Consider the following 25,900-nt stretch of genomic DNA (forward strand, 5'->3'; position numbering starts at 1 on the left):
TGGCCGCTGACTAGAGCGGCACCCCGCAGCCTCTTGGAGAAAAACAGCCATGGCTTTGAAGTTCATCGACTTCCTGTGCGGAGCTGGCGGCTTCAGCACCGGACTGGTCGAGTCCGGGATGGAACTCCTGCTCGGCGTCAACCACTGGGACGTGGCACTGCGAACCCACGCGGCCAACCATCCGAGGGCGGACCACGCACTCAGCGATGTCGCCGACCTACGGATGCGCTATCTGCCGAAGGCGGACGGCCTGGTGGCCAGTCCCATCTGTACCGAGCTCAGTCCCGCAGGTGGCAACGTCATCGAGCAGCCGGACAACCAGCTGGATCTGTTCGACGAGGACGAGAACGGCTTCAAGGAACTGCCCAAGGAGGCGTTCGAGAAGACCCGGGTCACCGCGTGGTGCACAGTGCGGGCCGTCGAAGCTCGCCCCGGAAGCTTCAAGTTCGTCGTCATCGAGAACGTCCCCGACTTCGTCACCAGGTGGCCGCTGTTCCGCGCATACGTCTCCGCGATGGCCGACCTCGGCCTCCAACAGCACCAGGTCATCAGCCTCAACTCCGCCCACATCGGCGACGACACCAACCTGTCCGCGCCCCAATGGCGCGATCGCGTCTACGTGATCTTCACCCCAAGGGCGCCCGCAAGCCCGACCTGACTCCCAGGCCATGGGCCTGGTGCTTCCACTGCGACAGGAACGTCAGAGCCCGCCAAAGCTGGAGGGACCCGAAGACCCGGGCTGGTCGGTACGGCGTCCAGTACGACTACCGCTGCCCCAACTCCCGCTGCCGGCACGCGATCGTCGAGCCGTACGTGCGCCCGGCGGCCGCCGCCATCAACTGGAGCGACATCGGTACGCGGATCGGGGATCGGCGCAAGCCGCTGGTCCCCACCACGATGGCCCGCATCCGGGCCGGACTGGAGATGTACCCGCACCAGCCCAGCGCACTGACTCTCACCCACGGCAAGGCCGGCGACGCCCGAGCCTTCGACCCCAAGGTTCGGCCCCTTCCGACGCGTTCGACCAAGCAGGGCGAGGCGCTCCTTGTGCCCGCCGGTGGCTCCTGGAACACCGACGCCGCCCGCACCGATGCCCCGTTCCGCGCCCGCACCACCCGCGAGAGTGAAGCCCTGGTCGCCCTGCCCGAGCCGTACATCGTCGAGTACCGCAACCACTCGACCGCCAGTCCGGTCAGCGCGCCTATGGCGGGCGTTACTGCCCAGGGCAACCACCACGGCCTAGTGGTGCTCGGCAGTGTCCCTGACCACTATCGGGACACCCTCGTCATCCCCTACCGCAAGGGCGCCGCCAGGACCGCCGGCCACCCCTTCCATACCTTCGGCACCAAGGCATCCGCCGCCCTGGTCCACACATCGCCGGACATCGCCGACTGCCACTTCCGGATGCTCCAGCCCCGCGAGCAGCTCCTCGGCCAACGATTCCCCGCCGACTACATCGTGTTCGGCACCCCCGCGGCCCAGACCATGCAGGCCGGAAACGCGGTGAGCGTCAACGTCGCCCGCTTCATCGGCGAGCGCCTCCAGGCCGTTCTCTGACACCGACTCAGCCGCTGACTTGCCCGCCCGGCCGCCGCGGCGGCCCCAGACAAGGACCCACATGCCCTACTCCGCGCTCCCCACCACCGACACCCTCATCCCCGGCTGCTACGGCCACCCCGGGTTCGCCCCCAAGTCCGCGCTGTACAGCGACCGATCCCAGCTCCTGAAACTGTGCCTTCCGCTACTGCCCACCTGCGGCCCCTGCCCGGTGCGCGCCCGATGCCTCAAGCAAACCCAGCCACGCGCTGGGCGGCTCGACGGTATCGCTGGAGGACGGATCTGGTTCCAGGGCGAGGTTCTCGCCACCGTCGAAGGCGCCGACGACCAGGAGCTCCCCCCGGCCCTCGGTTCCCGCCAGGCCTGCGGTACCCGCAGCGGCATTGACGAGCACTACAAGCGCGGCGAGCGGTACTGCGACGCCTGCCGCACCGTGCTGACGAGCAGCACCCAGCTCCAGCTGACCGAGTAACCCACCACGACCACGAAGGACCGACGATGACTCACGACACCGCAACCCTGGCCACGCTCGCCGAACTCCGCCAGCACCAAGACGAGCTGGAACAGGCCGTCTGCGAGGACACCCAGAAGCGGGCTCCCCTCTCGACTCTGCGCCTCGTGACCAAGCTGCGCACCGCATTCGGCGGCAGCACCTCCGCTGACGCCGGCGGGAGCCCGTCATGACGGCACAGGTCGCGACGCTCGACCGGCAAGTCCCGCCCCATCACCGTGAAGCCGTCAGCAGGATCCTCGCCGCAGCGCCCCCAGGCATCCCGATCCACGCGCTTGTCAACAGTGCCACCATCGCCGCCTGGGCCCTCCGGCCAGACGATCTACGGTCGCTCACCCTCGGCCAGTACACCGACCTCGTCATGGCCGCCGCGTTCCCCGTCGGGCTGCGTATCGCACTGCGACACCGAGGCGACCGGCGCCACATCCGCACCGTCGCCGACGAGATCACCCGACACATCGCCCTTCACTTCAACTGACCCCGGCACCGTGCCACGGTCCGGCTCCCACCTCAACCAAGGAGACACATGGCCACCCGCTGGTTCCTCGCCTCACCGACCGCCGACGGCTACATCGGACGCCACGTACAGCAGGACGGCTACCCCGACACCGCCGTCCCGATCCTGATGCAGCTCGTCCTCGCCGTTCACGGCGGTGACGTCCAAGCCGCGCGACACCACCTCATCACCGAGCACCCCGACGGATGGCTCAACGTCCCCGATGCCCACGGGGCAGGCCAGTGCTTTTGCCACGACATCAAGGTGTTCCGGAGCAGCAACTTCGACGGCACAGAAGACAAAGTCGCCAACCCCCAACAGCACCAGTGGCTCTACGTCATGCACGCCACCCATCTGGCTGTCTTCGCCAGCGACGGCGAACAGTTCACCCACGCGGCCGACCACCCCTGGGGCCCTGAGAACACCGACCGCGTAACCGGCGCGGCCAAGAACTGGCGCGTCATCTACAACCCCAGCACCACCACACCCCTGCTCCTACTCGGAGCCTTTCCGAGCGGCGAAGACGCCGAGCTCGACGAGGAACTCGGGAGCTACACGACCGCCAACTCCCTGTCCTCCGTGACCGTCGAGTCGCGCACGCTCACCGACGCCCTACGCCAAGCCCGTGCCCTGATCGACCACAGCTGACCGCTGAGGAGCCGTCATGCAGATGGACCTGTTCAACCAAACCCCCGAGCAGCGGCCCAAGCTGAACATTCGCAAGCGGGCTCAACCGGCGAAGCCAGCGACCGGAATAGCGTCGGCCAAGAACGAAGCCCACGCGCAAGCCGAGCGCCCGCACCGGGTCGCCGGGGACGCGGCAACGCCCAGCAAGCGGGTGGGCCAGCGCCGCATCAACCCACCAAGCCGCCCTCACGAAGCCGCTTTCGACCTTGCCGAGGCTGTCGCCAGCGCCTGGTACAAGGCCGGCGGGGACAACCGCTTCGAGGTCCCCCTCGGCGCCATCGCGGGCGTCGCGCTCTGGCCGCTCAAGGGTCACGACATCGCCCCCATCGTCGCCGACTGGTGGCGAACCCTCACCGAGACCGAAACCAACACCGCCCTTGAGGAATGCTTCGCCCGCTGGTGGATTGCGCGCCCCGACCTGATCGAGGCAGCTCGCCCCATCCACGAATGGCTCACCTACGAAGCCACCGCAACCAAGTACGCCACCCCGGTCCGGGCGGCCATCACCGCGGCACTCGACGCCGGCCTGCTCGACCTCCTCGGCGACCACGACCCGTACTACCGATCAACCACTGACGTGGTCGGCAGCCTCATGACCTGCTTCCGCTCGACCGGACACCGGTACGCTCTCGCGGAGTTTCACACCCCGCCGGAGGTCGCCGAACTGATGGCCAGGATCCTGCTCGGCGGCGAACGCCATCCCGGCGAGTCCTTTGACGACCCGTGCGCGGGCAGCGGCGGCATGCACCGCGCTACGGCCCAGATCCTTCGCGAACAGGGCCACGACCCGGCCGACTACCAGTGGTCCATGACCGACGTGGACCCGATCGCCACCGCCTGCGCTGCCGTCAACGCGATCCTCTGGGAACTGGGCCCCCACGTCCTGGTGTGGTGCGGCGACACCCTGGCGGAAGGCGATGGACCGCAGCGGGCAGCGAGGCGGCGCGCCAGGGTCATAGAACATCGCGACCAGCAAATCAGTGTGGCGAAGCTGCTGAAGGCGACGCGCGAGCTGACCGCAGGCGCCCTCGCCTCCGTAGCCGCCTGATCTGCGGATCCCCGCAGAAGGGGCAGATCCATACCCCAAATGCGTATAGAAGTAAGCCATAGGGGAGATCTGCCCCTATCGACCTCTTGGAGAAGAGATGAAGATCCACGCAACAGATCTCGGTGCCATCGCCAAGGCCACCGCCGACCTACTCGGCGCCCCCTGGACCATCAACCCCGATCTCAGCAGCACCGGAATCGCCCACCTCGACGGACCCGGTGGCCGCCGAGCCGGCCTCCGCGCCCGACAGGATGGCACCACCCTCCAGCTGTGGATCACCGGCGCACCCGCCCCGAGCCTTTCGGACGGCGTCAATCAGGCTGCACGCGAAGCCAATCGCCAGCACCTCGCCGAGCCCCTTGGGCCAGGCGCCAACTACCACACTGTCCTCAACCTCGCCGAGCTCGACGACGCTCCCATCGCCATTGCCTGTACCTTCCGCGAAGACCTCTTCCCCGCCTTCGACCACAAGCCCCTCGCCGTCAACCACCGCCCCTGGCTCGACGCTTCAGAGCAGGCAAGCTCCGCCGATCCTCAGCCGCAACAGCAAGTCCCCGCCGAGCCTGCTGACACTGCCGACTCCCAGATGCGCACCGCTGCAGCAACCCTCGCCAAGGCGCCCCGAGCACCCCGCCGCACAACCAAGGCGGCGGCCGCCATGCCGCGCACGGCCGAGACCAAGGCCACGCGCACCAGGGAGCCGGTCGCAGTCGAAACGCCTGCCGCCAAGAAGACCGCGAAGCCGCGCACCAGTCGAACCAAGTCCGTCACCACCAACAGCTGATCCCAGGCGGGGGTGCCGCCCTCGCGGGATCATCGGCGCAAGCCCGGCGAAGCGCCAGAGGTGGCTCTCTCGGGGTGGTGTGAGTTCCATAGCGTGATCAGCCCAATGCAGCCCGACTATCGATTCTGACGATCTTTCGGGTAGTTCGGGACCCGGCGTGAAAGCCTCGCTCTGGCGGGCTCCGGCTCCGTCCCCCACTGGGGGCGGAGCCGTTTTCGTTGGGAAGGGGAATCCCTGTGGCCCTGCTTCTGCCACTTGATGCATCGCCAGGTCAGGGCCCCGGGCCGCTTGCCGTACCTCTGGGCGGCGCCCCGTGTAAACGTCAGGTAGACGGCAGGACGGTGCAACCCGGTGCGAGGCGGTGCATCACCAATCAGCTATCACCCCGCTGACCTGCAGCGCAGTGCAATCTAGTGCCGCATCAACCAACCTTTGCCCCTTGAGGCCGGGCTGGCCACTCCTGGGATGATCTTCGATACGAGTCCACCATGAGGGGATCCAGTGGAGATCATCGAGCACGCGATCAATGCGCACTGCGAGGGTGTGGTGGTGGAGCCCGTCGGGGGCAGCGCGGTGGGCGTTCTGGTGCTGGCTGGTTCGAGCGGTCGCATCGAAACCGACCGCTGCCGTCTGCTCGCGCGCACCGGGATGACTGCGCTGTCGATCCGATGGTTTGGCGGCGAAGGGCAACCCGCAGGAATCTGCGAGATTCCACTGGAGACCTTCAGCACCGCGATCGATCTGCTGCGGGCGAAGGGGGCGGAGAGGATAGGTGTGCTTGGGGTGTCCAAGGGTGCCGAAGCAGCCCTGCTCCTCGCCGTCCACGATCCGCGTGTTGATGCGGTGGTTGCGTTGTCGCCCACCTCGGTGGTCTGGGCGAACGTCGGCCCCGGGTCCGACGGGGAGATCTACCCCTATCGCTCGTCGTGGACGTGGAGGGGGAGCCTGTCCCGTTCGTTTCCTACGACGACAGTTGGGCTCCCACGGAAGCGGAAGGGGAGCCCACTGCCTACCGAACGCACTACGAGCGGAGTCTGCAGACCTTTGACGAGGCGGCGAGGCAGGCCGTGATCCCGATCGAGCAGTCCGCTGCTGAGATTCTGCTCGTGGCGGGTGGTGACGATGAAATGTGGCCGTCGTTGGTGTTCGCGCAGGAGTTGGCGTCACGCCGCGTTTCGGCGGGCCGCACTGCCAAGGTCATCAGCTCGGCCGACGCAGGGCATCGCCCGCGGTTGCCGGGGGAAGGGCCGGCCGCTTCTTCCCACCGGTTCCGCTACGGCGGTACTGCCGAGGCCGACGCTGACCTCGGTGCGAAGGCATGGCCTGACATCGTGGGCGTGCTTGCAGGACCTGTGGTCCCGGGGAATTGATCGGGCCGGTTTGGTGTCAGGCGACGTTCGCCTTGGCCACGACCTGGCGGAGGCGCTCGTCGGCGGCGTGCTTGTTCCGCCAGATGATGTAGCGGCGGATCATGCTGCCCTGCTCCTTGTGGCTGGCGTGGTCGGTGCCGTCGAGCGTGAAGTAGCGCAGGGCGGTGAACTGGGCCTCGATCCGGTTGAGCCAGGAGCTGTTGGTCGGGGTGTAGGCGATCTCGACGTTGTTCGCCGCCGCCCACGTCCCGACCCGCTGGCACCGTTTCGTCGTCAGGTGCGGCGAGTAGTTGTCACAGACGATCGCGATCCGCACTTCCGCCGGGTGCAGCGAGCGCAGGTAGCGACAGAACTCCAGGAATTTCGACCTGTTCTTTGTCTTCTTGATGTGCCCGTAGAGCTTGTCCTTGGCCAGGTCGTAGGCGGCGAACAGGTGCCTCACGCCGTGCGGGCGGGTGTAGGTCGCCCGCCGTCTGGGCCGGGGCTCGCGGTCGGGGTCCTTGCCCTTGCCACCGCGTTCGGTCCACTGTCGGCCGGGGTGGGGCTGGAGGTTGAGTGGTCCGAACTCGTCGAGGCAGAAGACGACTTCGGGTTCGCCCTCCTCGGGTATGACCTCGCCGTCGGCGATCGCATAGAGGTGTTCGACGCGGGCCTTCTTGGTGGCGTAGTCGGGGTCGCGGGAGGTATTCCAGGTCTTCACGCGTTGAAACGAGACGCCCTCCTCTCGGAGCAGGACCCGAAGGCCCTCGTGGCTGATGTCGTCGACCACCCCCTCGGCGACCAGGAAGTCGGCCAGCTTGACCAGGCTCCAGGTCGAGAACGGCAGGCCGTGCTCGGTCGGCTTTGACTTGGCGATCTTCTTGATCTCACGGCGCTCGGGCAGCGTGAACGTCCTCGGCCGTCCGCCCTTGTATTTCGGGTACAGGGAGTCGAAGCCGTCGGCGTTGAAGTTGTGGATCACGTCGCGAACCCGATCCGCGCTGGTGAACGTGACCTCGGCGATCTTCGCCACGGGCATGCGCTGGGCGGACAGCAGCACCATCTGAGCCCGCCGCCAGGTCACCACCGAACCAGTGCCCCGGCGGACGATCCGCAGCAGCCGTCTACCTTCGGCATCATCGATCTCACGGACCTGCACGCGTTCAGCCACGTGATCATTCTGACGGTCCGGTACCGCCCGGCACAGCAACCGGACGACGCGTCACAACAGGGCGAAGGTTGTCTGAAGCGGCACTAGCGCAGGGCAAAGCTGGGCAGGGCGGGTGATTTGATGACTGCCATGTGCCGGGCTAGTGATCGTACAGTCGCAATCCCTGTATGCCAGGTTTCGTGCTGATGGCTGCATCGGTCTGATCCCCGTTGACGAGGCGGGCCCTCGCACATCGGGGACCATCCCCGCGAGCGCGGGGCCGACCTCGATGCGGTGCTTGGCGCTCGCGGGGCCGACCACTGGCAGTTCGTGTGCCGCTGGAAGTCGGCAGGGCCACCCCCGCGAGCGCGGGGCCGACGTGCCAGCCGTTGAAGCAGTGACAAGCAGCCCGGGACCACCCCGCGAGCGCGGGGCCGACCCTGTGCAAACTGGCGATGCTGGGCCCAACGAGGACCACCCCCGCGAGCGCGGGGCCGACACCATGCCGCTGGAGTCGACGGCCGGGTATGCCGGGCCACCCCCGCGAGGGCGGGGCCGACAACCGCACCAGCTGCTGGTCGATGGTCTGCCCGGGACCACCCCCGCGAGCGCGGGGCCGACGTGCCAGCCGCGACCATGGCCAGCCCGCCGAAGGGACCACCCCCGCGAGCGCGGGGCCGACTACGCCTGGGACGACCAGCAGCTCCCGCCCATCGGACCACCCCCGCGAGCGCGGGGCCGACTGCAAGTGGTGCAGTCACGGCAGCCCGCCACGAGGACCACCCCCGCGAGCGCGGGGCCGACGATGCGCGGCCGGTCCACGCCAGGGGCCGGGCGGGACCACCCCCGCGAGCGCGGGGCCGACGTCCTGCCGAGCGATGGACTCGGCGAGTGCGCGGGACCACCCCCGCGAGCGCGGGGCCGACTTTCGCCACCCTTGCCGACCTGCGGTGGTGAGTGGACCACCCCCGCGAGCGCGGGGCCGACTCCGTCGCTTTCCTGATTCCGCACCAGTACGGAGGACCACCCCCGCGAGCGCGGGGCCGACGGGTGTTCGGGTGGTGCAACGGGCCTCGGTGGGGGACCACCCCCGCGAGCGGGGTGGTGCAACGGGCCTCGGTGGGGGACCACCGCGAGCGCGGGGCCGACTAACCGAGGAGCGTCTCGGTGCCCACGCTGCCGGGACCACCCCCGCGAGCGCGGGGCCGACCCGCGCTGGCCCGGATCGCCTTCAATCGTGCGGGGACCACCCCCGCGAGCGCGGGGCCGACTCGCTGGTCGACGAGGCCGGCCCCTTCTCGGCGGGACCACCCGCGCGAGCGCGGGGCCGACGTGGCCGCCGCCGCCGGGCGGGGAAGGCCGGCCGGACCACCCCCGCGAGCGCGGGGCCGACTGCGCCTTCTCCAGCGCCTTGACGGTCTCGGCCGGACCACCCCCGCGAGCGCGGGGCCGACTCCCACCCGGCACGCTTGGCGGCCCGAATCAGCGGACCACCCCCGCGAGCGCGGGGCCGACTTGGGGCGCGGGCAGCACAGGATCCCGGACGCGGGACCACCCCCGCGAGCGCGGGGCCGACCCGGGGTAGGGGCGGGGGTGTTCACCGAACGGCGGGACCACCCCCGCGAGCGCGGGGCCGACAGCGGCGGCAGGCCGTCGCCCTCCTCAAAGGGCGGACCACCCCCGCGAGCGCGGGGCCGACCCGGGCGGCGGCCGGCAGAAAGTCCGGACGGGGGGACCACCCCCGTGAGCGCGGGGCCGACCTTGCCGAGAGACAGCGCGTCATACAGCACCCCGGACCACCCCCGCGAGCGCGGGGCCGACGGGATGCGGCAGTTCCTCGACTTGGGATGCGGGGGACCACCCCCGCGAGCGCGGGGCCGACGCGTCGTGGGCGGTGGTGTGCTCGGCCCGGCGCGGACCACCCCCGCGAGCGCGGGGCCGACTGGCCGAGCTTCTGGTACACCGCGCGCTTGGCCGGACCACCCCCGCGAGCGCGGGCCGACAAGATCAGCACTCGCATCCGCGTCCGCCCCCAGGGACCACCCCCGCGAGCGCGGGGCCGACCACCTACTCAGGCATCGCCGCCCGCTATGGCCAGGACCACCCCCGCGAGCGCGGGGCCGACAAGGTGCAACCCAATGGCCGTACTAGTCGCGGGGGACCACCCCCGCGAGCGCGGGGCCGACTCCGTCGTCACCACACAGTCGATGGTCGATGCAGGACCACCCCGCGAGCGCGGGGCCGACTTCTGCTGGATGACGACAATGACTTTCGTCGTTGGACCACCCCCGCGAGCGCGGGGCCGACCACGTACTTCATGGCGTAGTACAGGTCCATGAGGGACCACCCCCGCGAGCGCGGGGCCGACGGCGGTTCGCGGCTCGGGATCGGCCGGGGCCGGGGACCACCCCCGCGAGCGCGGGGCCGACGTGCAGCACGTCCGCTCCACCACTGAGGAGACGGGACCACCCCCGCGAGCGCGGGGCCGACAGCCCGGGAGGTGAGATGCCCGGGCTTCAGCCGGGACCACCCCGCGAGCGCGGGGCCGACCTCCACGCGATGCTGCACGACCTGGCCGTGAAGGGACCACCCCCGCGAGCGCGGGGCCGACGTCATCTCGGCGGCGACGGGGCGGGCGGTGATCGGACCACCCCCGCGAGCGCGGGGCCGACCATTCCAGGACGCTGCGCTGGCTGGCGGAGAGGGGACCACCCCCGCGAGCGCGGGGCCGACCCGTCCCCCATCAGGGGGATGGGCCCTGCGGCGGGACCACCCCCGCGAGCGCGGGGCCGACAACCTCCCGGGCGGGGCGACCGGCGGCCGGACCGGACCACCCCCGCGAGCGCGGGGCCGACGACGGCGAGGAGGGCGGGGGGCAGCCAGGCGGGGGACCACCCCCGCGAGCGCGGGGCCGACACCGCCGGGCCGTGGAGAGCGAAGCTGCGGAGGGGACCACCCCCGCGAGCGCGGGGCCGACGGTGTGCTTGCCTAGCCACTGGGACCAGATGTGGGACCACCCCCGCGAGCGCGGGGCCGACTGCATGAGCGCAACCGACATGCGGTGCAACGGGGGACCACCCCCGCGAGCGCGGGGCCGACCGCTGCGCCTGCAGCGCGAGCCGTGCTCCCGGGGACCACCCCCGCGAGCGCGGGGCCGACGGAGTTGAAGCGGCAGCCGGCGGCGGCCGGTTCGGACCACCCCCGCGAGCGCGGGGCCGACAGTGGCGGTCATCGTGTGGGCTCCCAGCCGGCGGGACCACCCCCGCGAGCGCGGGGCCGACCTGCTGCTGGTCGCCTTGGCCCCCGACCTCGACGGACCACCCCCGCGAGCGCGGGGCCGACTTCTGGGCGGCCGGGGAAAGCGGGGTACCCGGCGGACCACCCCCGCGAGCGCGGGGCCGACCCTGGGCGTCGTTCCAGTGCGGCAGGGCAACGAGGACCACCCCCGCGAGCGCGGGGCCGACGGGCGCGGTGCGCGCCGGCAGCACTTGCCCTGGGGACCACCCCCGCGAGCGCGGGGCCGACCCGCTGGTGGTGGATGCGGGTGCCGGTGCCGCGGGACCACCCCCGCGAGCGCGGGGCCGACGGCTTCGGGGTCGACCAGGTCGGCGATCCAATGGGACCACCCCGCGAGCGCGGGGCCGACTCCCAGCATGCAAGCATGCTGGGACCCTTGTCGGGACCACCCCCGCGAGCGCGGGGCCGACGTGCCAGCCTGCTGGACCACGGCCTTGCGCTCGGGACCACCCCCGCGAGCGCGGGGCCGACGCGAGGAGGCCGAGCTGGGCGGCGCGGGCTGCTGGACCACCCCCGCGAGCGCGGGGCCGACACCGCGGTGCGCGGCGCCGTCTGTTACGACTGGGGACCACCCCCGCGAGCGCGGGGCCGACTCTTCGGGTGGCGTGAGGGCGGCGCTGAAATGGGGACCACCCCCGCGAGCGCGGGGCCGACATCAAGGAGGTTCCATGCGCCGTGCCACCCTCAGGACCACCCCCGCGAGCGCGGGGCCGACTTCTGCTCGCCAGTGACTGAGCCGCCCGACACCGGACCACCCCCGCGAGCGCGGGGCCGACACCGGGTCGGCGCCGTGGAACTGGGCGGTGGAGGGACCACCCCCGCGAGCGCGGGGCCGACATCGAGAGCGCGTCCCGGGTGGCTGCCGGCACGGGACCACCCCCGCGAGCGCGGGGCCGACTTCTGCTCGCCAGTGACTGAGCCGCCCGACACCGGACCACCCCCGCGAGCGCGGGGCCGACACCGGGTCGGCGCCGTGGAACTGGGCGGTGGAGGGACCACCCCCGCGAGCGCGGGGCCGACATCGAGAGCGCGTCCCGGGTGGCTGCCGGCACGGGACCACCCCCGCGAGCGCGGGGCCGACGGGGCGGCGCCGACGGACCGGAGGTCGAGGTAGGGACCACCCCCGCGAGCGCGGGGCCGACTCTGGGAGGCGCGCGCACAGGCGCCGGGTCAGGGGACCACCCCCGCGAGCGCGGGGCCGACTCACCACCAGCCTGGTCGACTCGCTCGGCCCCAGGACCACCCCCGCGAGCGCGGGGCCGACTTGCCGGCGCCCTGGCCGATCAGCCTGACCTCGGGACCACCCCCGCGAGCGCGGGGCCGACGGACGGCGGAAGCGTCAACATCGGCGGCACTGAGGACCACCCCCGCGAGCGCGGGGCCGACACGGGCTGCAGCAGCATGAGCCTGGGGCCGAGGGGACCACCCCCGCGAGCGCGGGGCCGACCCTTCCAAGGGGAGAGAAATGGGCAGCAAGTCGGGACCACCCCCGCGAGCGCGGGGCCGACGGGGATGCCGGCGGCCCGCACGGCGGCCCCGAAGGACCACCCCCGCGAGCGCGGGGCCGACATCAGGAACAGCAGGCCGACGGTGACCGCGCCGGGACCACCCCCGCGAGCGCGGGGCCGACCATCAGGCCACCGTGCCGCGGGTCGCTCCCGCGGGACCACCCCCGCGAGCGCGGGGCCGACAAGAACGTCCGGCTCGGCGACCAGTTCGAGAAGGGACCACCCCCGCGAGCGCGGGGCCGACACTTCGTGACCTGCGGTGCTATCGGCGCAGGCGGGCGGAGAGAATCAGTCCGTCGTAGTCGACGGGGTGCCAGCGGTCTTTGCCGGCGGTTCTGACGGTCCAGCCTTGTTCGTTGTTGGCGGGTTCGACGAGAACGGCTTGGCCGTTGCCGATGCGAGTGGTGAGGAGGTCCCAGATGCGGTCGCGGATGCGACGGCTGGGGGAGCCGACGAAGACGCCCGCGTTGACCTCGACCATCCAGCGGGTGAGGTGCCCTCGGAGGCCCTCGGGGGCGGCGATGAGGATGATCACGGTCATGTGGTCAGGCCTCCGGAGGGTTCTGCTCGAACTCGGGGCCGATGACGGCGATGTGTTCGTCGCCCATGCCTGGGTCGATCCGCGGTGCGGAGGCTGCCCAGTTGACGCCTCCGGGGACAGCACCCAGGTGCTCGTCCCAGAGTTCGTTGACCTCCGCGTCGGGGAGGTCGCTCCCTTCAGGCGTGAGGAGGGTCTTGACGTCGCTCACGATGCGTCCGAGCAGACGGTCTTCAGCGATTCGGTCGCGTAGGGCGAGGCGGGCGTCGCGTTCCTCGGTTCGGCCTTGCTTGGCGAGGTCGAAGGCGAGGGGGATGGTGTAGTCAGCTTTGTACAGGTCGGCGATGTCCAGGACAAAGGAAGTGGCCAGGCCGGTGTGTACGAAGCCGAGCCCGGGGCTGACACCGAGGCCGGTGATAACGGCGTGGCAAATGCCGTAGAGGGCCGCATTGGCAGCCGAGAGCAAGCGGTTGAGGTCGTCGCCGGCCGCGTGAGCGTCGCCTGCCTTGTAGACGCGGCCGTTCCAGGGCACACCAGTGCGGCGTGACTCGGCCTGGTACAGCTTGCGGATGCGGGCGCCCTCGCGGCCGCGCAGCTGCTGCATGGTGGCGGAGTCGACGTCCTCGCCGGGGAAGCGCATGCGGTACATGGCGCGGGCTACAGCGAGCCGTTCTCTGGTGCGACTGACCAGCCAGGCCTGGCGGTTCAGCAGGCCCGCGCCGCGGCTTGGTCCCAGGCCAGCGGCGTACATGCGCACGCCCTGCTCGCCGACCCAGCACACGGTGGTGCCGGAGTCGGCGAGCAGGTTGATGGCGCCGTGGGTGACGCGGGTGCCAGGTCCGAGAAGGACGACGGCAACCATGGCGGCTGGGACTCGGACGGTTTCGCGTTTGTTGATGATGACGACGGCGTTCTCGTCGCGGTCGAGGTGGCTGCGCTCGATGTAGAGGCTGGAGACGCGGTCGGCGAGGCGGTGCAGGTCGTGGGGGTGGGCTTTCCACCAGATGTCAGCCACCAGTTGGTGCCCCTTGCTGGTGCAGGGGAGCGAGGGTGAGCAGGCCGCAGCCGTAGGCCTTGGACGGCCCTATGCCGTCAAGGAGCGCGGCTTCCAGGAGCTTTGGGTCGGTGATGCGCAGTCGTCCCTCGAAGGTGGCAGTGGTGAGGGTCACCCGGGTGCGTGTGCCTGGCTTGCTGAACGTGTGGCGGTTGCGGTCGGTGATCCGCACGTCCCTTGCCATCTCGCCTCCTGCCGGCGTCTCCGCTTCGGCTAGTCCCGGGGCGGCCGGATCGGTGCGGGCCGTCGGGATCTCGAATCCGCAGCGTGTCGTGCGCTGAAGGAACCAGCCGAGCTGGTGCGCGGCGGTGCGGTGGGGGATGCGGTAGGAGCGGTGGTGCAGCTCGTCGGCGGTCTTGGTGCGGTGCGGGCTGGACCCGTTCGGAGTCGAGGTGTTCTGAACCGGGCTGGCGGTGAGGCGGAAGGCGAACTCCCGGCCCGCGGCCAGTTGGGTGAGTAGCGGGGTGTAGTCGCGGATGGCGTAGTGCTCGCCGTCGGCGTCCGGCCAGCCGGCCTGCTCGACCAGGTGGTTCCAGTCGGGCCGGGTAGGGTGAGGACGAGGAGCTGGGGGCGGCGCGGGTTGTCGGCATCCAGCCGCCACAGGGCTCGCTGGTCGGTGGGAGGTCGGCGATACCGGCGTTGACCGCGCCGTGCAGGGCCCGCGGATTGGCGAGCAGGGTTCGGCTGGCGGCGCGCAGTGGGTTGATGCGGATGCGGGACAGGTAGGTCATCGGGTCACCAGCCCAGTAGGGCGAACGGGTCGTGGCTGCCTTCGGAGCGTTCGATGTCGGCGGCGCGGCGGGCGGTGGTCTGCGGGGTCAAACCGGTGGGGGTGGCGAGCCAGGTGTGGCGAATGCGGCGGGTGGTGAACTGTCGGCCGCGCGGGTCGAAGGTGAGGGGCACGTCCTGCCAGGTGTCGTCGCCGACTGGGTCGTCGAGGGTGGCGGGCAGGTCGATGCGATCGGTGCGGTCGGCGGGGGTGCGGCGTAGGAACGCTTCGCGTTCGTGGTGCCCGGCCTGCCAAGGTTCGTTGCGTAGTGCCGCCTCAAGGCCGGGGTCGCGCAGGTCGCCTAGGACGACGGGTTGGGTCGGAGGGCAGGAGCGCCGTCCCAGCGTGAGCGGGAACGAGGGGCGGCGGATCGCGGCTGCCAGGGCTTCCAGGAGAGGCAGCGGGCCTTCGAGGGCACAGACGAAGACCGCGTCCTGCAGGTAGAAACGCTGGGTGACGTGGGTTTCCTTCGCGGGGGAGGTCGGCTTCTGCAGGCCCTTGGCGTTGACCCCGGCCTGCGGCAGCGGCCTGCCGCGGTAGTCGCTGACGGTGTGGTAGTCGCGCAACAGGGTGCCCGGCTGGTCGACCCGCACGCCTAGGTGAAGGTCGGTCAGATCGGTGATGTCCGCTTCGCGGGGGCGCCCGGCGGCCGCCGCGAGTAGCCCCACGACGCCGGACTTGGTCGGCTGAGGGCGGGTCTCCCGTCGGTTGAAGGCGCTGCGGTCGCCCCAGGATTGCAAGGGGCCCGCCAGGCGCAGGAGCAGGACCGCTCGTGCCGGCTCCGACGTCCGCGGGGAAGTGCCGTCCGCATTCGGCGTACCGGAGTGAGGGGACATCAGTTGACGTCCAGTGCGGAGCTGAGAGCTGCCTGCAGGCCTTCGAGGAGCTGCGAGAAGGTCTTGTTGACGCCGAACGCCTCCGCCAGCTCAGCGGCCTCAGGGTCAGCGTCGCCCAGGGTGTGGCAGACGGCGGCGTAGAGCGGGACGTCGCCCCACTGGCGGGTCGCGGTGAGGTACTCGCCGGCCAGGCGGAGGGCGGAGGTACAGACGACGCCGTCGCCGACCGGGACGGGCCGCTCGTAAGCGGACACCAGATTGACCGGCTGGTCGGCGCGGACGACCACCGCGACGAGGCTGGGGCGAGTGCGGTGGGCGAAGGAGTTCGCGTAACCCGTGGGCATGGAACGGGAGAACGAGTCGACGAACAGATCAACGGCCTCGAGGGCGGCCTTGTCCTCGCCCAGGTTCTCCTGGAGCTGATGCACGCCGACAGTGGCGTAGCGATAGAGCGTGGCAGAGTTGAAGCCGATGGTGCCGATCATGCCGGCGCCGGTCTCGTCCGCGGTGTTCTCATCGTCCACTGCCGTGTAGTAGTCGAACTCCAACTCCGTGGCATGAGTGGAGATCGCGTGGGCTACCTGGGTCGCGGCGTCCACGTTCAACCCGGGGATGTCCGCCACCATCCGCCCGAACAGGGCCACATCGGCCGGGTGTCCGTGCTGCAGCTGCTCGCGCACGGGAAGACCGGAGACCGCCTTGTCGAGCGCCTCATCGTCCAGCGCCGCCAGATCGACGGCGTCGTCGGCGACCAGGTCGACGATGTTCTCCAGCTGACGGCGCCCGAAGAACAGTAGGTAGGCGGTGTCCCCGGCCTTCTTGCCCGCCGTGATGCCCATCGGCTTCAGAACCGCTCCGGCGATCCGCTCGGCATCCTGCGCCGCGATCCCGCTGCGGGCCTGCAGCCGCTTGGCCAGCTGGCCGGCGATCCGCTTGGTCCGGGTTGCGAGGTCCTGCGGGCCGCACCGCTCGGCGAAGTGCATCCGGGTCGCCCGCTTCCACGCCTGCGACGAGACCCGGGAACGGCGCTTGCCCCCGAAATAGGCCTCCTTCGGGTTCCCGTTGTCGTCGCGGTTCAGGTTCGCCGGTGGGACGGTCTGCAGGATGTGCACGTCGACAAAGAGACGCCTGATCATGCGCTGCTCCTCAGAGGTTTGATCAACATAGCTGTGCATTAAGGGAGTTCTGTGACAGAAGGCGCTCGCCGTCAGGTCCGCGCTTTCTCGCCCGGCTGCTCTTGGCGCCACGCCTGGTAGCCGAGTGCCCAGCGTCGGCGAACCGCAGGTCGCCGCTCCACGTCGTGCCAGGAGCGAATGTCGGCCATCAGATGGCTGTAGTCCAACGGTTGTTGAACTGCCCGCAGTTGAGTGATCAGGCCGCGCAGGTGCATCAGCAGAGCGGGCACGCTGGTGGCACCGGCCATCGTGGACACCCGCCGGTCGACCGCATCCTCGCTGAACTTGCCGCTGCGCCGCAGGGCGAGCAGCGCCTGGCCGACCTTGACGCCGTTGCGGTGCATGGGCGCGACCTGACTCTGCTGGTGCAGACCGAACAGGGCGAGGGCGGCGTGCTCTGCCTCCTGCTCATCCGAGATCCGATCCTGCAGAGCCAGCACGTCGTCGACCGGACTGGTGTAGAACGGCCAGATCTTGGCACTGTCCATGGCCGGCCTGCCCAACCCGCCACGCAGGGCGGCGAGTTCCTCACCGGGCGGCAGTGCGGGCCCACCGGTCGCCCAGTCGGTGCGCCACCGGCTATCGGGGCCCACGTACCGGTCCCAGTAGAGGCGCTTAGCCACGCTCTGCTCTCCCATCAAGTATCAGCTCCAGCCATCTCGTCGGCAGACTCTTCGCGGGCCGCCTTCCGCTGCGCCTGCGCTGCACGCAGCGCCTCCGCCTGACGGGGCAGTACCGCTTCCATTTGCCGGTGGAAGTGATAAGCGGCCGTGCCCAGCGAGTGCAGCGGCGGTTCCGCGCTCTTGCCGGCGGACGCCGCCCGCCGGCCCGCGAAGGCCGTCGCGGGGGCTGCATCGAACAGCGGCTCGGCCACACTCAGCGCCACCCGCCAGGCAGCGCCCTCCCACCCATTCCGAAGCTCTTCGACGAGTTCATCACCACCGGCACGCTGCACGGCAACCAGAAGACGCCGCACCAACGGGTCGACCTGGTGAAGAAGGATCTCGCCGGGGCGCTGCCCCTTGTCCCACGGGATCGGATCAGCCCCAACAGCGCGCCGTAGGTCGGCAGAGAGGTTGTTGACGGCCCACGACAGCTTCTCGGCCTGCTCGGCGACCTCCAGCAGCATGTCGTGCACCTCCTGGTCTGCGCGCAGGGCCAGGAGCGGGAGCGGGATCGCGTCGTGCAAGACGTCTTCCACCACCGCTGACTGCGTGCCGTACACCATCCCGAAGGTCTCGATGCGCAGTGGGTACTCGGCTGCCAACTGCCCATCCTCGACCATGCCCGAGATCTGGTCGAGCAGGACGCTGGTCTCGAATTTCTCCGTCGTCTGCCTGGCGGGCGCAAGCAACGCCTCAAGCCCCCGCCACACGGCCCTTCCCGCCATGTGGCGGCGCGGGCGGCGCTCACCGACCGCTGCCTTGGCCGCGCTCGCCTTTCGTGTCGTCGGTTGCCCCAGGTTCCACGCGGTGTGCGGTTCGGTGGCAGGCGCCGGGTCGAGCCGGTCGCCGGCGCAGAGAACGACCCGCGTGACCATGATGCCGTCGCTACGGTCTTCGGGGATCAGCCGGATCCGGCGGGCCTGCCACGTCCACAGATCCAGCAGCCCGTCAGAAGGGCGCGACTCCCACGTGGGCCCGAGAGGATCGCGGTCCCACTGGGGGCGGCCCACCTGCAACTTCGGGGTCACGGGGAGATTGAGCAGCAGCGTCTCGTACAGGCTGCGGCCCATCGGTACAACAACGCCCAACTGGCCGAGTGGGCCTGTCGGGTTGCCTGTCGTCTTTCCCGCCTTCACCTTCGGATCGCCGGCCGCACCCGTCTTGATCGCGGCGGTGTCCCAGCAGTGCGCGTGCAGGAGCCAGTGAACGGCCTGAGCCGGTGTCAGCTCCAGGGGATCGGCGTCAGTCCGAGCTGCGAACAGTGGAACGTTATTGCCGCTAGCCGCAGTTGCCACCAGCGCGGCTGAGCCCTTCGTCTCATCCTTCGGTGTTCGCAGGTGCGCTGCCTGGGCGAACGGCGCGACGGGGTCGAAGAGGTCGAACCTGGCCCGGTGCTTCTCGAAATACGCTTGCAGCTCTCGTCGTTCGTCCTCGCTGAAGCGCCCCCGTTTGAAACGGTCGGCCCGCTCGGCCAGGCTGGCCGGGACGCCGAGCGCGTGTCCGACCAGGGGAGCAGGACCTGGCGCAGCAAGGCTGGCAACTGGGTGGCGAACTCGACCACCACGCCGTCGAACTCGTCGGCCCGCAGCACCGCATCCCGTAGTCCTAAGTGTTCTGGAGCACTGCCGCCGAGCGGGCGCAGCGTCAGCCACGGCTCGTCGAGCAGGTTGTACTTGGGCACCCGAAACATCCTCCAACTGGCCATGTATAGGCCGTGAGTTGATGACATCATGGCACTGTCGGAAGTAGCGTGTGGCTGGAATGCTTGAACTTCTCGGTCGGCCCCGCATCGCTGGGCGGGGATGGCTCCTGGCCCTGTATGAGGTCCGCAAGGAGACGACGATGGGTCCTGCGTTCGCGGGTGCGTCCCCAGGACTGGGGTGTGGCGATGAAGCCTCGTCGAGTCCTAGCCCTGGGGTGACGCCGAAGCTTCGGAGAATCAAGAAGTCGAACGGTATAGCTCAACCACGTGCGTCGAAAAGGGACTTGATGACACGTCAGCTCGTATGGATGCGCTAGGGTGGGCCACCAACGACGGAAGGGCGCCCCGGCTCTTGCACAGCCATTGGGGCGCCCCTGGCAATCTGGAGGCTCGATGTCTCTCCCGATCGGTGATGCCCACAGTCCGCGGCGCATCACGCCCAGCAGCCTGGCACGTTTCGGAGGGTGCCACAAGGACCTGACTGCTCTCGTGACCCTGGTCACCGCCTGTGTGATCAGCGGTGACACGGTCTCCAGGGTGCTCAAGCAAGTCACCATCTTGGTGGTCGCGGTGATCTTCCTGATCATCGTCACCTCGGCGGCGCGGATGTTCGATGCACTTCACGAGTGAGTAGTCTTTGCGGCTGAGTCCTGCCAGTGTGGCCCCGCGTTCGCGGGGATGGTTCCGGCATAGCTCAACCTCGGGCGTCGGCTCCGCGTTCGCGGGGTTGGACCGCTGTCACGATTGGCCTTGGCCTGACGGCACAGGTGAGATTGCCCGCGTGATCGCAGCGAGCGGGGTGGATTCCACTGGCGGGGTCCACCCCGCTCACCTGGGCGTCGGCCCGGCTGACACCAGCAGGCCCAGTGCCTCGTCGTAAGCCAGCTGAAACTCACCCAGCTGCGCCCTCCCGGCCTCATCGAGCTCCAAAGCGCGGCTGTACCGGAGCCACGGGTGATCCCGCCAGCCCGGGAGAGGGCTGAGCTGCTGCTCGGCCGTCGCAGTCAGCTTGCTGGGTAGTCGCACGGTGCCCGCCAGTACGTCGTCGACCAACTCGGGCGCCACTTCGCCGTTCGGGCCCAGGCGTCGCCCCGACACAGCGCACGGCCCCTTGCCGTCGTAGCGCACCAGCACCACTTCCACGCTCCGCTCACCATCGCGAACTAGAGCCTCGAACTGCCCCTCGTTCAGGCTCCCATGGGCCCCTGCGTAGTGCATGCCCGCCAGGTTCGGCGCGCCATGCTCGCCGGCACGGGTCAACAGGTAGTCCTGTGCGGCTGCCGCGCGACGGTTCTGCCTGTCCGTCCACTGCTCACGCGCTGAGTTGAGCGCCTGCCTCCAGTCGAGTGGAACCAGACCCTGGTCCGTTCCGTAGCCCTCCGCGACCAAGCCTGGCACTTGTGCCGGAATCTGCCAGCCGTCCTTGCCCGCTGCCATGACCTGCGCGGCCGTGCGCAGAAGCAGATATCGCCCGTAGATGGCCTCGCTGGCCGGCAGAATCGACGGTGGCCCGTCATCGTGTGGTGCGAATCCGGTGACCACTACTGCTGGAACGGCCAGGCGCTCCGGCCGCACCACGCCGTCATGCCGATGCAAGCGGCCGATCCGCTGCAGCAGCAGGTCGATTGGCGCCAGATCGGTCACCAGAAGGTCCGCGTCCACATCGAAGGACTGCTCTGCCAGTTGGGTAGCGACAACGATCAATCGGCCAGGTCGCTTCCGATCCGGACCAGGAGGCCCGAGCAACTTCAGACACTCCTCTGTGCGTTCCGCCCGATGGCCCGCGTGCAAGCGGCCGTGCAGTAGCTGGACATCCGCGCCGAACACCTTGCGGAGGGCCTCGTACGAATCCTGCGCACGCGCGACGGTGTTCCGGATTACAAGCGCACAGCCACGGTCGCCGAGGCGCTTGCTCAACAGCTCGACCAGGCTCTTGTGGGGCGCAGCTGTTGTCGCACTCCGCTCGGCCGCCTGCGTCTCTGGCGGCAGCTCAGGCAGCATCTCTACCTGGACGTTCAGGCCCTGGGAACGCCATGGTGTCGTGCTTTCGACCAGGAACTGCGGCTTGCCACAGTTTAGCCAGGCCGCCGTGACACTCGGGTACCCAGCCGGCTCCGCGAGCTCGGCCGCAATTGCCTCGGTAACGTCGGCAACCTCGGCCGACCGGGCTCCGGCCAGGTAGGCCGCCACCAACTCCCGGCGCTGCGAAGGCGGAAGAGTGGCTGAGAGCAGTAGCACCGGTACCTGCCCTTGGCCCAGCCACCACAGGCCCTCCTTGAGGAACTGAGACATATAGACGTCCGCCGCGTGGACTTCATCCAGCACCACGACCTTCCCCGCCAGACCCGCGGCGCGCAGCATGACGTGCTTGGTGCGGGTCGCGGTGAAGAGCAGCTGGTCGATCGTGCCTACGGCAAACGGGCTCAGCAGCCCACGGCGCCGACCGAGGAACCACTCTGCCGGAGCCCGCCGGACATGGTGGCCGTGGTCGCCTGCTTCGAAGTCAGCCGCCATGCCGTACTCGTCTGGCTCGTCCTCACCCACTGACGCGAAGCACGCGTCTGCATCGAGACTCCAATCCTCGACGTCCGCCAGCAGCCCGCGCCACTCTCGATTGAACATGCGCTTGCCATGCAGGAGAGCGACCTGCTCCTCCAGGCCACCCCTGAGACCTTCCAGCCACTTCCGGACCTGACTGAACATGGGGTCGCTGGTCGCCTGTGTGGGCATGCCCACGAACACGCCGTCCACACCGAACCGGGCCGCGATCAGCTCGACAGCAGCCAGCGCCGCCTTCGTCTTACCCTCACCCATCGGCCCCTCGACAACCAGCAAGCCGGGCCCGCTCATCCGTCCAGCGACATCGAGCAACAACCGCTGCGAGTCACGGGGTTGTGCGCCGAACCGATCCGCGAATGCTGTCGGGCTTGGAAACGGCAGATGCCCCCACCCGCCGCGCAGGCCCAACTTCGACCACGCCGCGGATGCTCGATCCTGCGCGGCAGGCATCCGCACCCTTGAAAGGTCGTCGACGCCACTGAAATAGCGTTCATCGCTGGCGATCCAGTCACACATCACTACCAGGCCGGACAGCTGGAGCTGTAATGCGCGAGAAGGCTGACGCTGCGGCTGGACCCCCTGCAACGGTCGCTCACCCGTGTAGCCCACCTCGTAGCTGAACAACTCGACCAGGGCATCCTGAGCGGCTTCCCAAGCGGGCCCTTGGCCTTGCAGTTTCGGTTTTCCGGCGCCGAGCTGGCCGAGAGTCGGGAACTTTCCGTGATGGCCGGCGATCAGAGGCCACACCCAGTCGATGTGTGCAGCGTCCCACTGATTTGCTGTCAACAGACGGCGGATCAACTTGCCGCCAGCCTTGTCATGCCGCCACGACGTGCGACCCACTGCGAACCGGTCCCACGTCAGCCCCGACGCCAGAACAGCCCGGGCTCCGGCCGGATCCATGTGCTGGAAGGCCGGCGTCGCCTTGCCGCAGTCGTGGATACCGCAGAGCCATGCGAAAAAGCGTCGACCCTGCCCCGGCCCGCCAGCTAACTCGTCCAGCCGCCAGCGCGTCACGGGCGCCAGGTACCGATCCCACACCAACTCGGCCACCGCGGCGGTGTCCAGCATGTGCGACAAGAGAAGGTTCGTCACCCCACCAGCCCGCCCGGCCGACTTCCCCCACAACGCCGCTACGGCTGCCAGCACCCCGGGCTCGTAACGCCCCCACCAGTCGTCCACCCCGCACACCGCCCCATGCTCGATTCCGTGTGAAGCTGCAGCCACGTTAGGTGACGCATCTGACAAGCTGGGTGCAAGGTACTTAGAACTGGCGGCAACTGAATGGAAGTCAGGTATCCGATGGTCGAACATGTTAGTGTGCGCGGCGCTGAATTCAGTCAGAGCGGCCGGCGACGGACGCCTTGAGACGCCGGGGCGCGTGGGGTTGCCAGAGCAGTGGCGGGGAGGCGGCAGCTTGGCCCTCGAACCGAATGAGTCTGTGGCGGCGACGCGGTAAAGCCGCAGCTCAAGAAGTGTCGGCCCCGCGCTCGCGGGGATGGTCCCCCGGTCACCCCCGACACCCTGGCGGACCTGGTGTCGGCCCCGCGCTCGCGGGGATGGTCCAGCGTGCCGACGGTGCATGTCGATGCTGTCGCGGTCGGCCCCGCGCTCGCGGGGATGGTCCCTCGACAGCGACTCGGGGACGTTGTTCACGCTGGTCGGCCCCGCGCTCGCGGGGATGGTCCGATGATCGGCCAGTTTGCCTCAGGTGTTACGTGGTCGGCCCCGCGCTCGCGGGGATGGTCCCTCGGCGAAGTGCGCGCGGTACGGCTCAAGATCGTCGGCCCCGCGCTCGCGGGGATGGTCCTGCCGTGGGGAATCCACTGGCCGACTTCCGCCGGTCGGCCCCGCGCTCGCGGGGATGGTCCCGCGCTGGCCTGCTGGCAGGCGCTCGACGACGAGTCGGCCCCGCGCTCGCGGGGATGGTCCTTGGCGAGGAGCGCGAGCCAAGCCTCAAGACCGGTCGGCCCCGCGCTCGCGGGGATGGTCCCTCGGCCGGTGGTTGCGTGGACGGGTGGGAGAGGTCGGCCCCGCGCTCGCGGGGATGGTCCTCACCCCGGCCGGCCCACCGCCACCGCCGGCAGGTCGGCCCCGCGCTCGCGGGGATGGTCCTCACCCCGGCCGGCCCACCGCCACCGCCGGCAGGTCGGCCCCGCGCTCGCGGGGATGGTCCCGTGCGCACCTGCGCGTCGTCGGCCTCGGGCTCGGTCGGCCCCGCGCTCGCGGGGATGGTCCCCGCGTCCGTGGCCCGTGCGAGGAGCACCAGCAGTCGGCCCCGCGCTCGCGGGGATGGTCCCGCGCATCATTGTCGGTCAGCAGGAGCGCACTTGTCGGCCCCGCGCTCGCGGGGATGGTCCGTGCCGGCCGCGACCATGGCCAGCCCGCCGAAGGTCGGCCCCGCGCTCGCGGGGATGGTCCCCCGAGGTTGGCGGTTTCCGCTCCTGCGTGTCTGTCGGCCCCGCGCTCGCGGGGATGGTCCCGGGCCGTGGCCACGCCCGAGCGAGACGACGACGTCGGCCCCGCGCTCGCGGGGATGGTCCTTTCGGGCGGCTTTCGGGGTCTGGGCGCGCCGGGTCGGCCCCGCGCTCGCGGGGATGGTCCCCGGCCCCCGGACACCATCCGGGGGCCGCTTCGGTCGGCCCCGCGCTCGCGGGGATGGTCCCGCGCATCATTGTCGGTCAGCAGGAGCGCACTTGTCGGCCCCGCGCTCGCGGGGATGGTCCGTGCCGGCCGCGACCATGGCCAGCCCGCCGAAGGTCGGCCCCGCGCTCGCGGGGATGGTCCCCCGAGGTTGGCGGTTTCCGCTCCTGCGTGTCTGTCGGCCCCGCGCTCGCGGGGATGGTCCCGGGCCGTGGCCACGCCCGAGCGAGACGACGACGTCGGCCCCGCGCTCGCGGGGATGGTCCTTTCGGGCGGCTTTCGGGGTCTGGGCGCGCCGGGTCGGCCCCGCGCTCGCGGGGATGGTCCCCGGCCCCCGGACACCATCCGGGGGCCGCTTCGGTCGGCCCCGCGCTCGCGGGGATGGTCCCGACGCCGAAGGCCGCCGCCCGGCCGACATCCAGTCGGCCCCGCGCTCGCGGGGATGGTCCCCGGGGCGGCGACCGGGTGCGGGCGGCATCGAGGTCGGCCCCGCGCTCGCGGGGATGGTCCCGGGAGGCGGGACGGAAGCACGCGCCGGAGGCAGTCGGCCCCGCGCTCGCGGGGATGGTCCCAGCACTACCGCTCCCGACACGGCATCGCTGTCGTCGGCCCCGCGCTCGCGGGGATGGTCCCATCAACGGCCTCACCGACCTGTTCGCCGTGTCGTCGGCCCCGCGCTCTGTCAACGGTCATTGAGATGCCCAGGTAGGTGGCCGTCGGAGGCCCAGGCTGGTGGCCATCAGAAACCCAGGCGTGTGGCCAGTGGTGTTCCTGCGGGTGGGGTCAGTTCAAGGGGACCACTCCCTTCCCGGCGAGGGCCTCGGCGAGGCGATGCGAGTCGCCGGTGGTGGTCACGAGGTGAGCGTGGTGCATGAGGCGGTCGGTGCTCGCGCCCGCGAGAGTCTTCGGCATGATCGTGTCGAATCCCGAGGGGTGAATGTTGCTGGTCACCGCGATGGACCGGCGTTCGTAGGCGGCGTCGATGATCCGGTAGAACGCCTCGGCGGCGTCTTCGCCGACGGGCAGGAGGCCGATGTCGTCGATGACGATGAGGTCCGCGCGGCAGATCCGGGCGACGGTCCGTGCGGTCGACCCGTCGACCTTCGACTTCCCGATCGCGGCACTCAGCGTCTCCAGGGTGAACCAGGACACCCGCAGGTCCTTCTCGATCGCGGCCTGGGCCAGGCCCTCGGTGAAGTGGCTCTTGCCTGTCCCGGAGGGGCCGGCGATCACCAAATTCTCGGCGCGGCCGATCCACTCCAGGGTGACCAGGGAGTTCTGCGTGGGTTCGGGGATCGTGGAGTCCTCGGCCCGCCAGGAGCCCAGGGTCTTGCCGGTGGGGAAGTTCGCCGAGTGCCGGCGGAGCCGGCGGGTGGCCGCGTCGCGGCCGGTGACCTCCTCGGCTATCAGCAGCCGCAGGACCTCGGCGGGATCCCAGCGTTGAGCGCGGGCGGTGGCCAGAACGTCGGGAGCCGCTTTGCGCATATAGGGCAGGCGCATGCGGCGCATGAGCTTGTCGAGTTCTTCGGGGATGGCCGGGGGGTTGGGAAAACTCATGGAGGTGCCGTTCTC

The 25,900-nt window shown here is 70.2% G+C and carries 20 protein-coding genes, 2 pseudogenes and 3 CRISPR repeat arrays; of the genes and pseudogenes, 11 read left to right on the forward strand and 11 right to left on the reverse strand.

Annotated features, from left to right (window positions below):
* The first annotated feature begins 49 nt into the window (after positions 1-49).
* The 10 genes from E6W39_RS42090 to E6W39_RS43160 all read left to right on the forward strand — a co-directional run bounded on the left by E6W39_RS42090 (position 50) and on the right by E6W39_RS43160 (position 6,453).
* Positions 50-658, forward strand: coding sequence for a DNA cytosine methyltransferase (locus E6W39_RS42090; protein ID WP_228718402.1), 609 nt, complete (start codon positions 50-52; stop codon positions 656-658).
* Positions 601-1,557, forward strand: coding sequence for a DNA cytosine methyltransferase (locus E6W39_RS42095; RefSeq protein WP_228718403.1), 957 nt, complete (start codon positions 601-603; stop codon positions 1,555-1,557). The genes E6W39_RS42090 and E6W39_RS42095 overlap by 58 nt, the downstream gene beginning before the upstream one ends.
* 61 nt (positions 1,558-1,618) lie before the next feature.
* Positions 1,619-2,029, forward strand: coding sequence for a hypothetical protein (locus E6W39_RS29310; RefSeq protein ID WP_141636059.1), 411 nt, complete (start codon positions 1,619-1,621; stop codon positions 2,027-2,029).
* A gap of 26 nt (positions 2,030-2,055) precedes the next feature.
* Positions 2,056-2,241: a hypothetical protein gene (locus E6W39_RS29315; RefSeq protein ID WP_141636060.1), complete on the forward strand. Its 186-nt coding sequence runs from the start codon at positions 2,056-2,058 to the stop codon at positions 2,239-2,241.
* The gene (locus E6W39_RS29320) at positions 2,238-2,546 is read left to right on the forward strand and encodes a hypothetical protein (RefSeq protein ID WP_141636061.1); all 309 of its coding nucleotides are present in this window, start codon (positions 2,238-2,240) and stop codon (positions 2,544-2,546) included. The genes E6W39_RS29315 and E6W39_RS29320 overlap by 4 nt, the downstream gene beginning before the upstream one ends.
* A gap of 48 nt (positions 2,547-2,594) precedes the next feature.
* The gene (locus tag E6W39_RS29325; RefSeq protein ID WP_141636062.1) at positions 2,595-3,212 is read left to right on the forward strand and encodes a hypothetical protein; all 618 of its coding nucleotides are present in this window, start codon (positions 2,595-2,597) and stop codon (positions 3,210-3,212) included.
* Positions 3,213-3,228: 16 nt separating this feature from the next.
* A complete protein-coding gene (locus E6W39_RS29330; protein ID WP_141636063.1) occupies positions 3,229-4,299 on the forward strand; it encodes an N-6 DNA methylase in 1,071 nt (356 codons plus the stop codon).
* Between the two features lie 97 nt (positions 4,300-4,396).
* Positions 4,397-5,083: a hypothetical protein gene (locus tag E6W39_RS29335; RefSeq protein ID WP_141636064.1), complete on the forward strand. Its 687-nt coding sequence runs from the start codon at positions 4,397-4,399 to the stop codon at positions 5,081-5,083.
* A gap of 501 nt (positions 5,084-5,584) precedes the next feature.
* Positions 5,585-6,154 carry an acyl-CoA thioester hydrolase/BAAT C-terminal domain-containing protein gene (locus E6W39_RS43155; RefSeq protein WP_267286713.1) on the forward strand — a complete coding sequence of 190 codons (570 nt, stop codon included), beginning with the start codon at positions 5,585-5,587 and terminating at the stop codon, positions 6,152-6,154.
* Positions 6,151-6,453, forward strand: a complete 303-nt coding sequence (locus E6W39_RS43160; RefSeq protein ID WP_267286714.1) for an acyl-CoA thioester hydrolase/BAAT C-terminal domain-containing protein — start codon at positions 6,151-6,153, stop codon at positions 6,451-6,453. The genes E6W39_RS43155 and E6W39_RS43160 overlap by 4 nt, the downstream gene beginning before the upstream one ends.
* A gap of 16 nt (positions 6,454-6,469) precedes the next feature.
* Here the strand turns inward: E6W39_RS43160 and E6W39_RS29345 are convergent, their stop codons facing one another.
* The 9 genes and pseudogenes from E6W39_RS29345 to E6W39_RS43165 form a co-directional block, all read right to left on the reverse strand.
* Entirely contained in the window at positions 6,470-7,603 is a 1,134-nt protein-coding gene (locus E6W39_RS29345; RefSeq protein ID WP_141636065.1) for an IS630 family transposase, read from the reverse strand.
* Positions 7,604-7,839: 236 nt separating this feature from the next.
* Positions 7,840-8,631: a CRISPR direct-repeat array (repeat unit 28 nt; unit sequence GGACCACCCCCGCGAGCGCGGGGCCGAC).
* Positions 8,632-8,703: 72 nt separating this feature from the next.
* Positions 8,704-12,631: direct repeats of the CRISPR family, unit length 28 nt; unit sequence GGACCACCCCCGCGAGCGCGGGGCCGAC.
* An 18-nt stretch (positions 12,632-12,649) separates the two neighbouring features.
* A complete protein-coding gene (gene cas2e / locus E6W39_RS29350; protein WP_141636066.1) occupies positions 12,650-12,928 on the reverse strand; it encodes a type I-E CRISPR-associated endoribonuclease Cas2e in 279 nt (92 codons plus the stop codon).
* 4 nt (positions 12,929-12,932) lie between these two features.
* Entirely contained in the window at positions 12,933-13,940 is a 1,008-nt protein-coding gene (gene cas1e, locus E6W39_RS29355; RefSeq protein WP_141636067.1) for a type I-E CRISPR-associated endonuclease Cas1e, read from the reverse strand.
* Positions 13,933-14,710 (reverse strand): annotated as a pseudogene (gene cas6e, locus E6W39_RS29360) (type I-E CRISPR-associated protein Cas6/Cse3/CasE). The gene cas1e and the pseudogene cas6e overlap by 8 nt, the downstream one beginning before the upstream one ends.
* Positions 14,711-14,714: 4 nt before the next feature.
* Positions 14,715-15,584 (reverse strand): type I-E CRISPR-associated protein Cas5/CasD, encoded by an 870-nt coding sequence (gene cas5e / locus E6W39_RS29365; RefSeq protein ID WP_141636068.1) that lies wholly within the window; start codon positions 15,582-15,584, stop codon positions 14,715-14,717.
* Positions 15,584-16,720, reverse strand: a complete 1,137-nt coding sequence (cas7e, locus tag E6W39_RS29370) for a type I-E CRISPR-associated protein Cas7/Cse4/CasC (RefSeq protein WP_141636069.1) — start codon at positions 16,718-16,720, stop codon at positions 15,584-15,586. The genes cas5e and cas7e overlap by 1 nt, the downstream gene beginning before the upstream one ends.
* A 71-nt stretch (positions 16,721-16,791) precedes the next feature.
* Positions 16,792-17,382: a type I-E CRISPR-associated protein Cse2/CasB gene (gene casB / locus E6W39_RS29375; protein ID WP_228718404.1), complete on the reverse strand. Its 591-nt coding sequence runs from the start codon at positions 17,380-17,382 to the stop codon at positions 16,792-16,794.
* A 14-nt stretch (positions 17,383-17,396) separates the two neighbouring features.
* Positions 17,397-18,932, reverse strand: a complete 1,536-nt coding sequence (gene casA / locus E6W39_RS29380; RefSeq protein WP_267286774.1) for a type I-E CRISPR-associated protein Cse1/CasA — start codon at positions 18,930-18,932, stop codon at positions 17,397-17,399.
* A gap of 62 nt (positions 18,933-18,994) precedes the next feature.
* Positions 18,995-19,156 (reverse strand): annotated as a pseudogene (locus E6W39_RS43165) (hypothetical protein); the annotation flags it as partial.
* Between the two features lie 459 nt (positions 19,157-19,615).
* On the opposite strand from E6W39_RS43165, the gene E6W39_RS39805 reads away from it, so the two are divergent.
* Positions 19,616-19,756, forward strand: a complete 141-nt coding sequence (locus tag E6W39_RS39805; protein WP_181799493.1) for a hypothetical protein — start codon at positions 19,616-19,618, stop codon at positions 19,754-19,756.
* Between the two features lie 198 nt (positions 19,757-19,954).
* Here the strand turns inward: E6W39_RS39805 and cas3 are convergent, their stop codons facing one another.
* Together cas3 and istB are read right to left on the reverse strand one after the other, a co-directional pair.
* A complete protein-coding gene (gene cas3, locus E6W39_RS29385) occupies positions 19,955-22,999 on the reverse strand; it encodes a CRISPR-associated helicase Cas3' (protein WP_141636071.1) in 3,045 nt (1,014 codons plus the stop codon).
* A 163-nt stretch (positions 23,000-23,162) separates the two neighbouring features.
* Positions 23,163-24,960: a CRISPR direct-repeat array (repeat unit 28 nt; unit sequence GTCGGCCCCGCGCTCGCGGGGATGGTCC).
* A 151-nt stretch (positions 24,961-25,111) separates the two neighbouring features.
* Positions 25,112-25,885: an IS21-like element helper ATPase IstB gene (gene istB / locus E6W39_RS29390; RefSeq protein ID WP_141636072.1), complete on the reverse strand. Its 774-nt coding sequence runs from the start codon at positions 25,883-25,885 to the stop codon at positions 25,112-25,114.
* Positions 25,886-25,900 lie beyond the last annotated feature (15 nt).

Origin of the sequence: Kitasatospora acidiphila, assembly GCF_006636205.1 — a bacterium.
In the GTDB taxonomy this organism is placed as follows: domain Bacteria; phylum Actinomycetota; class Actinomycetes; order Streptomycetales; family Streptomycetaceae; genus Kitasatospora; species Kitasatospora acidiphila.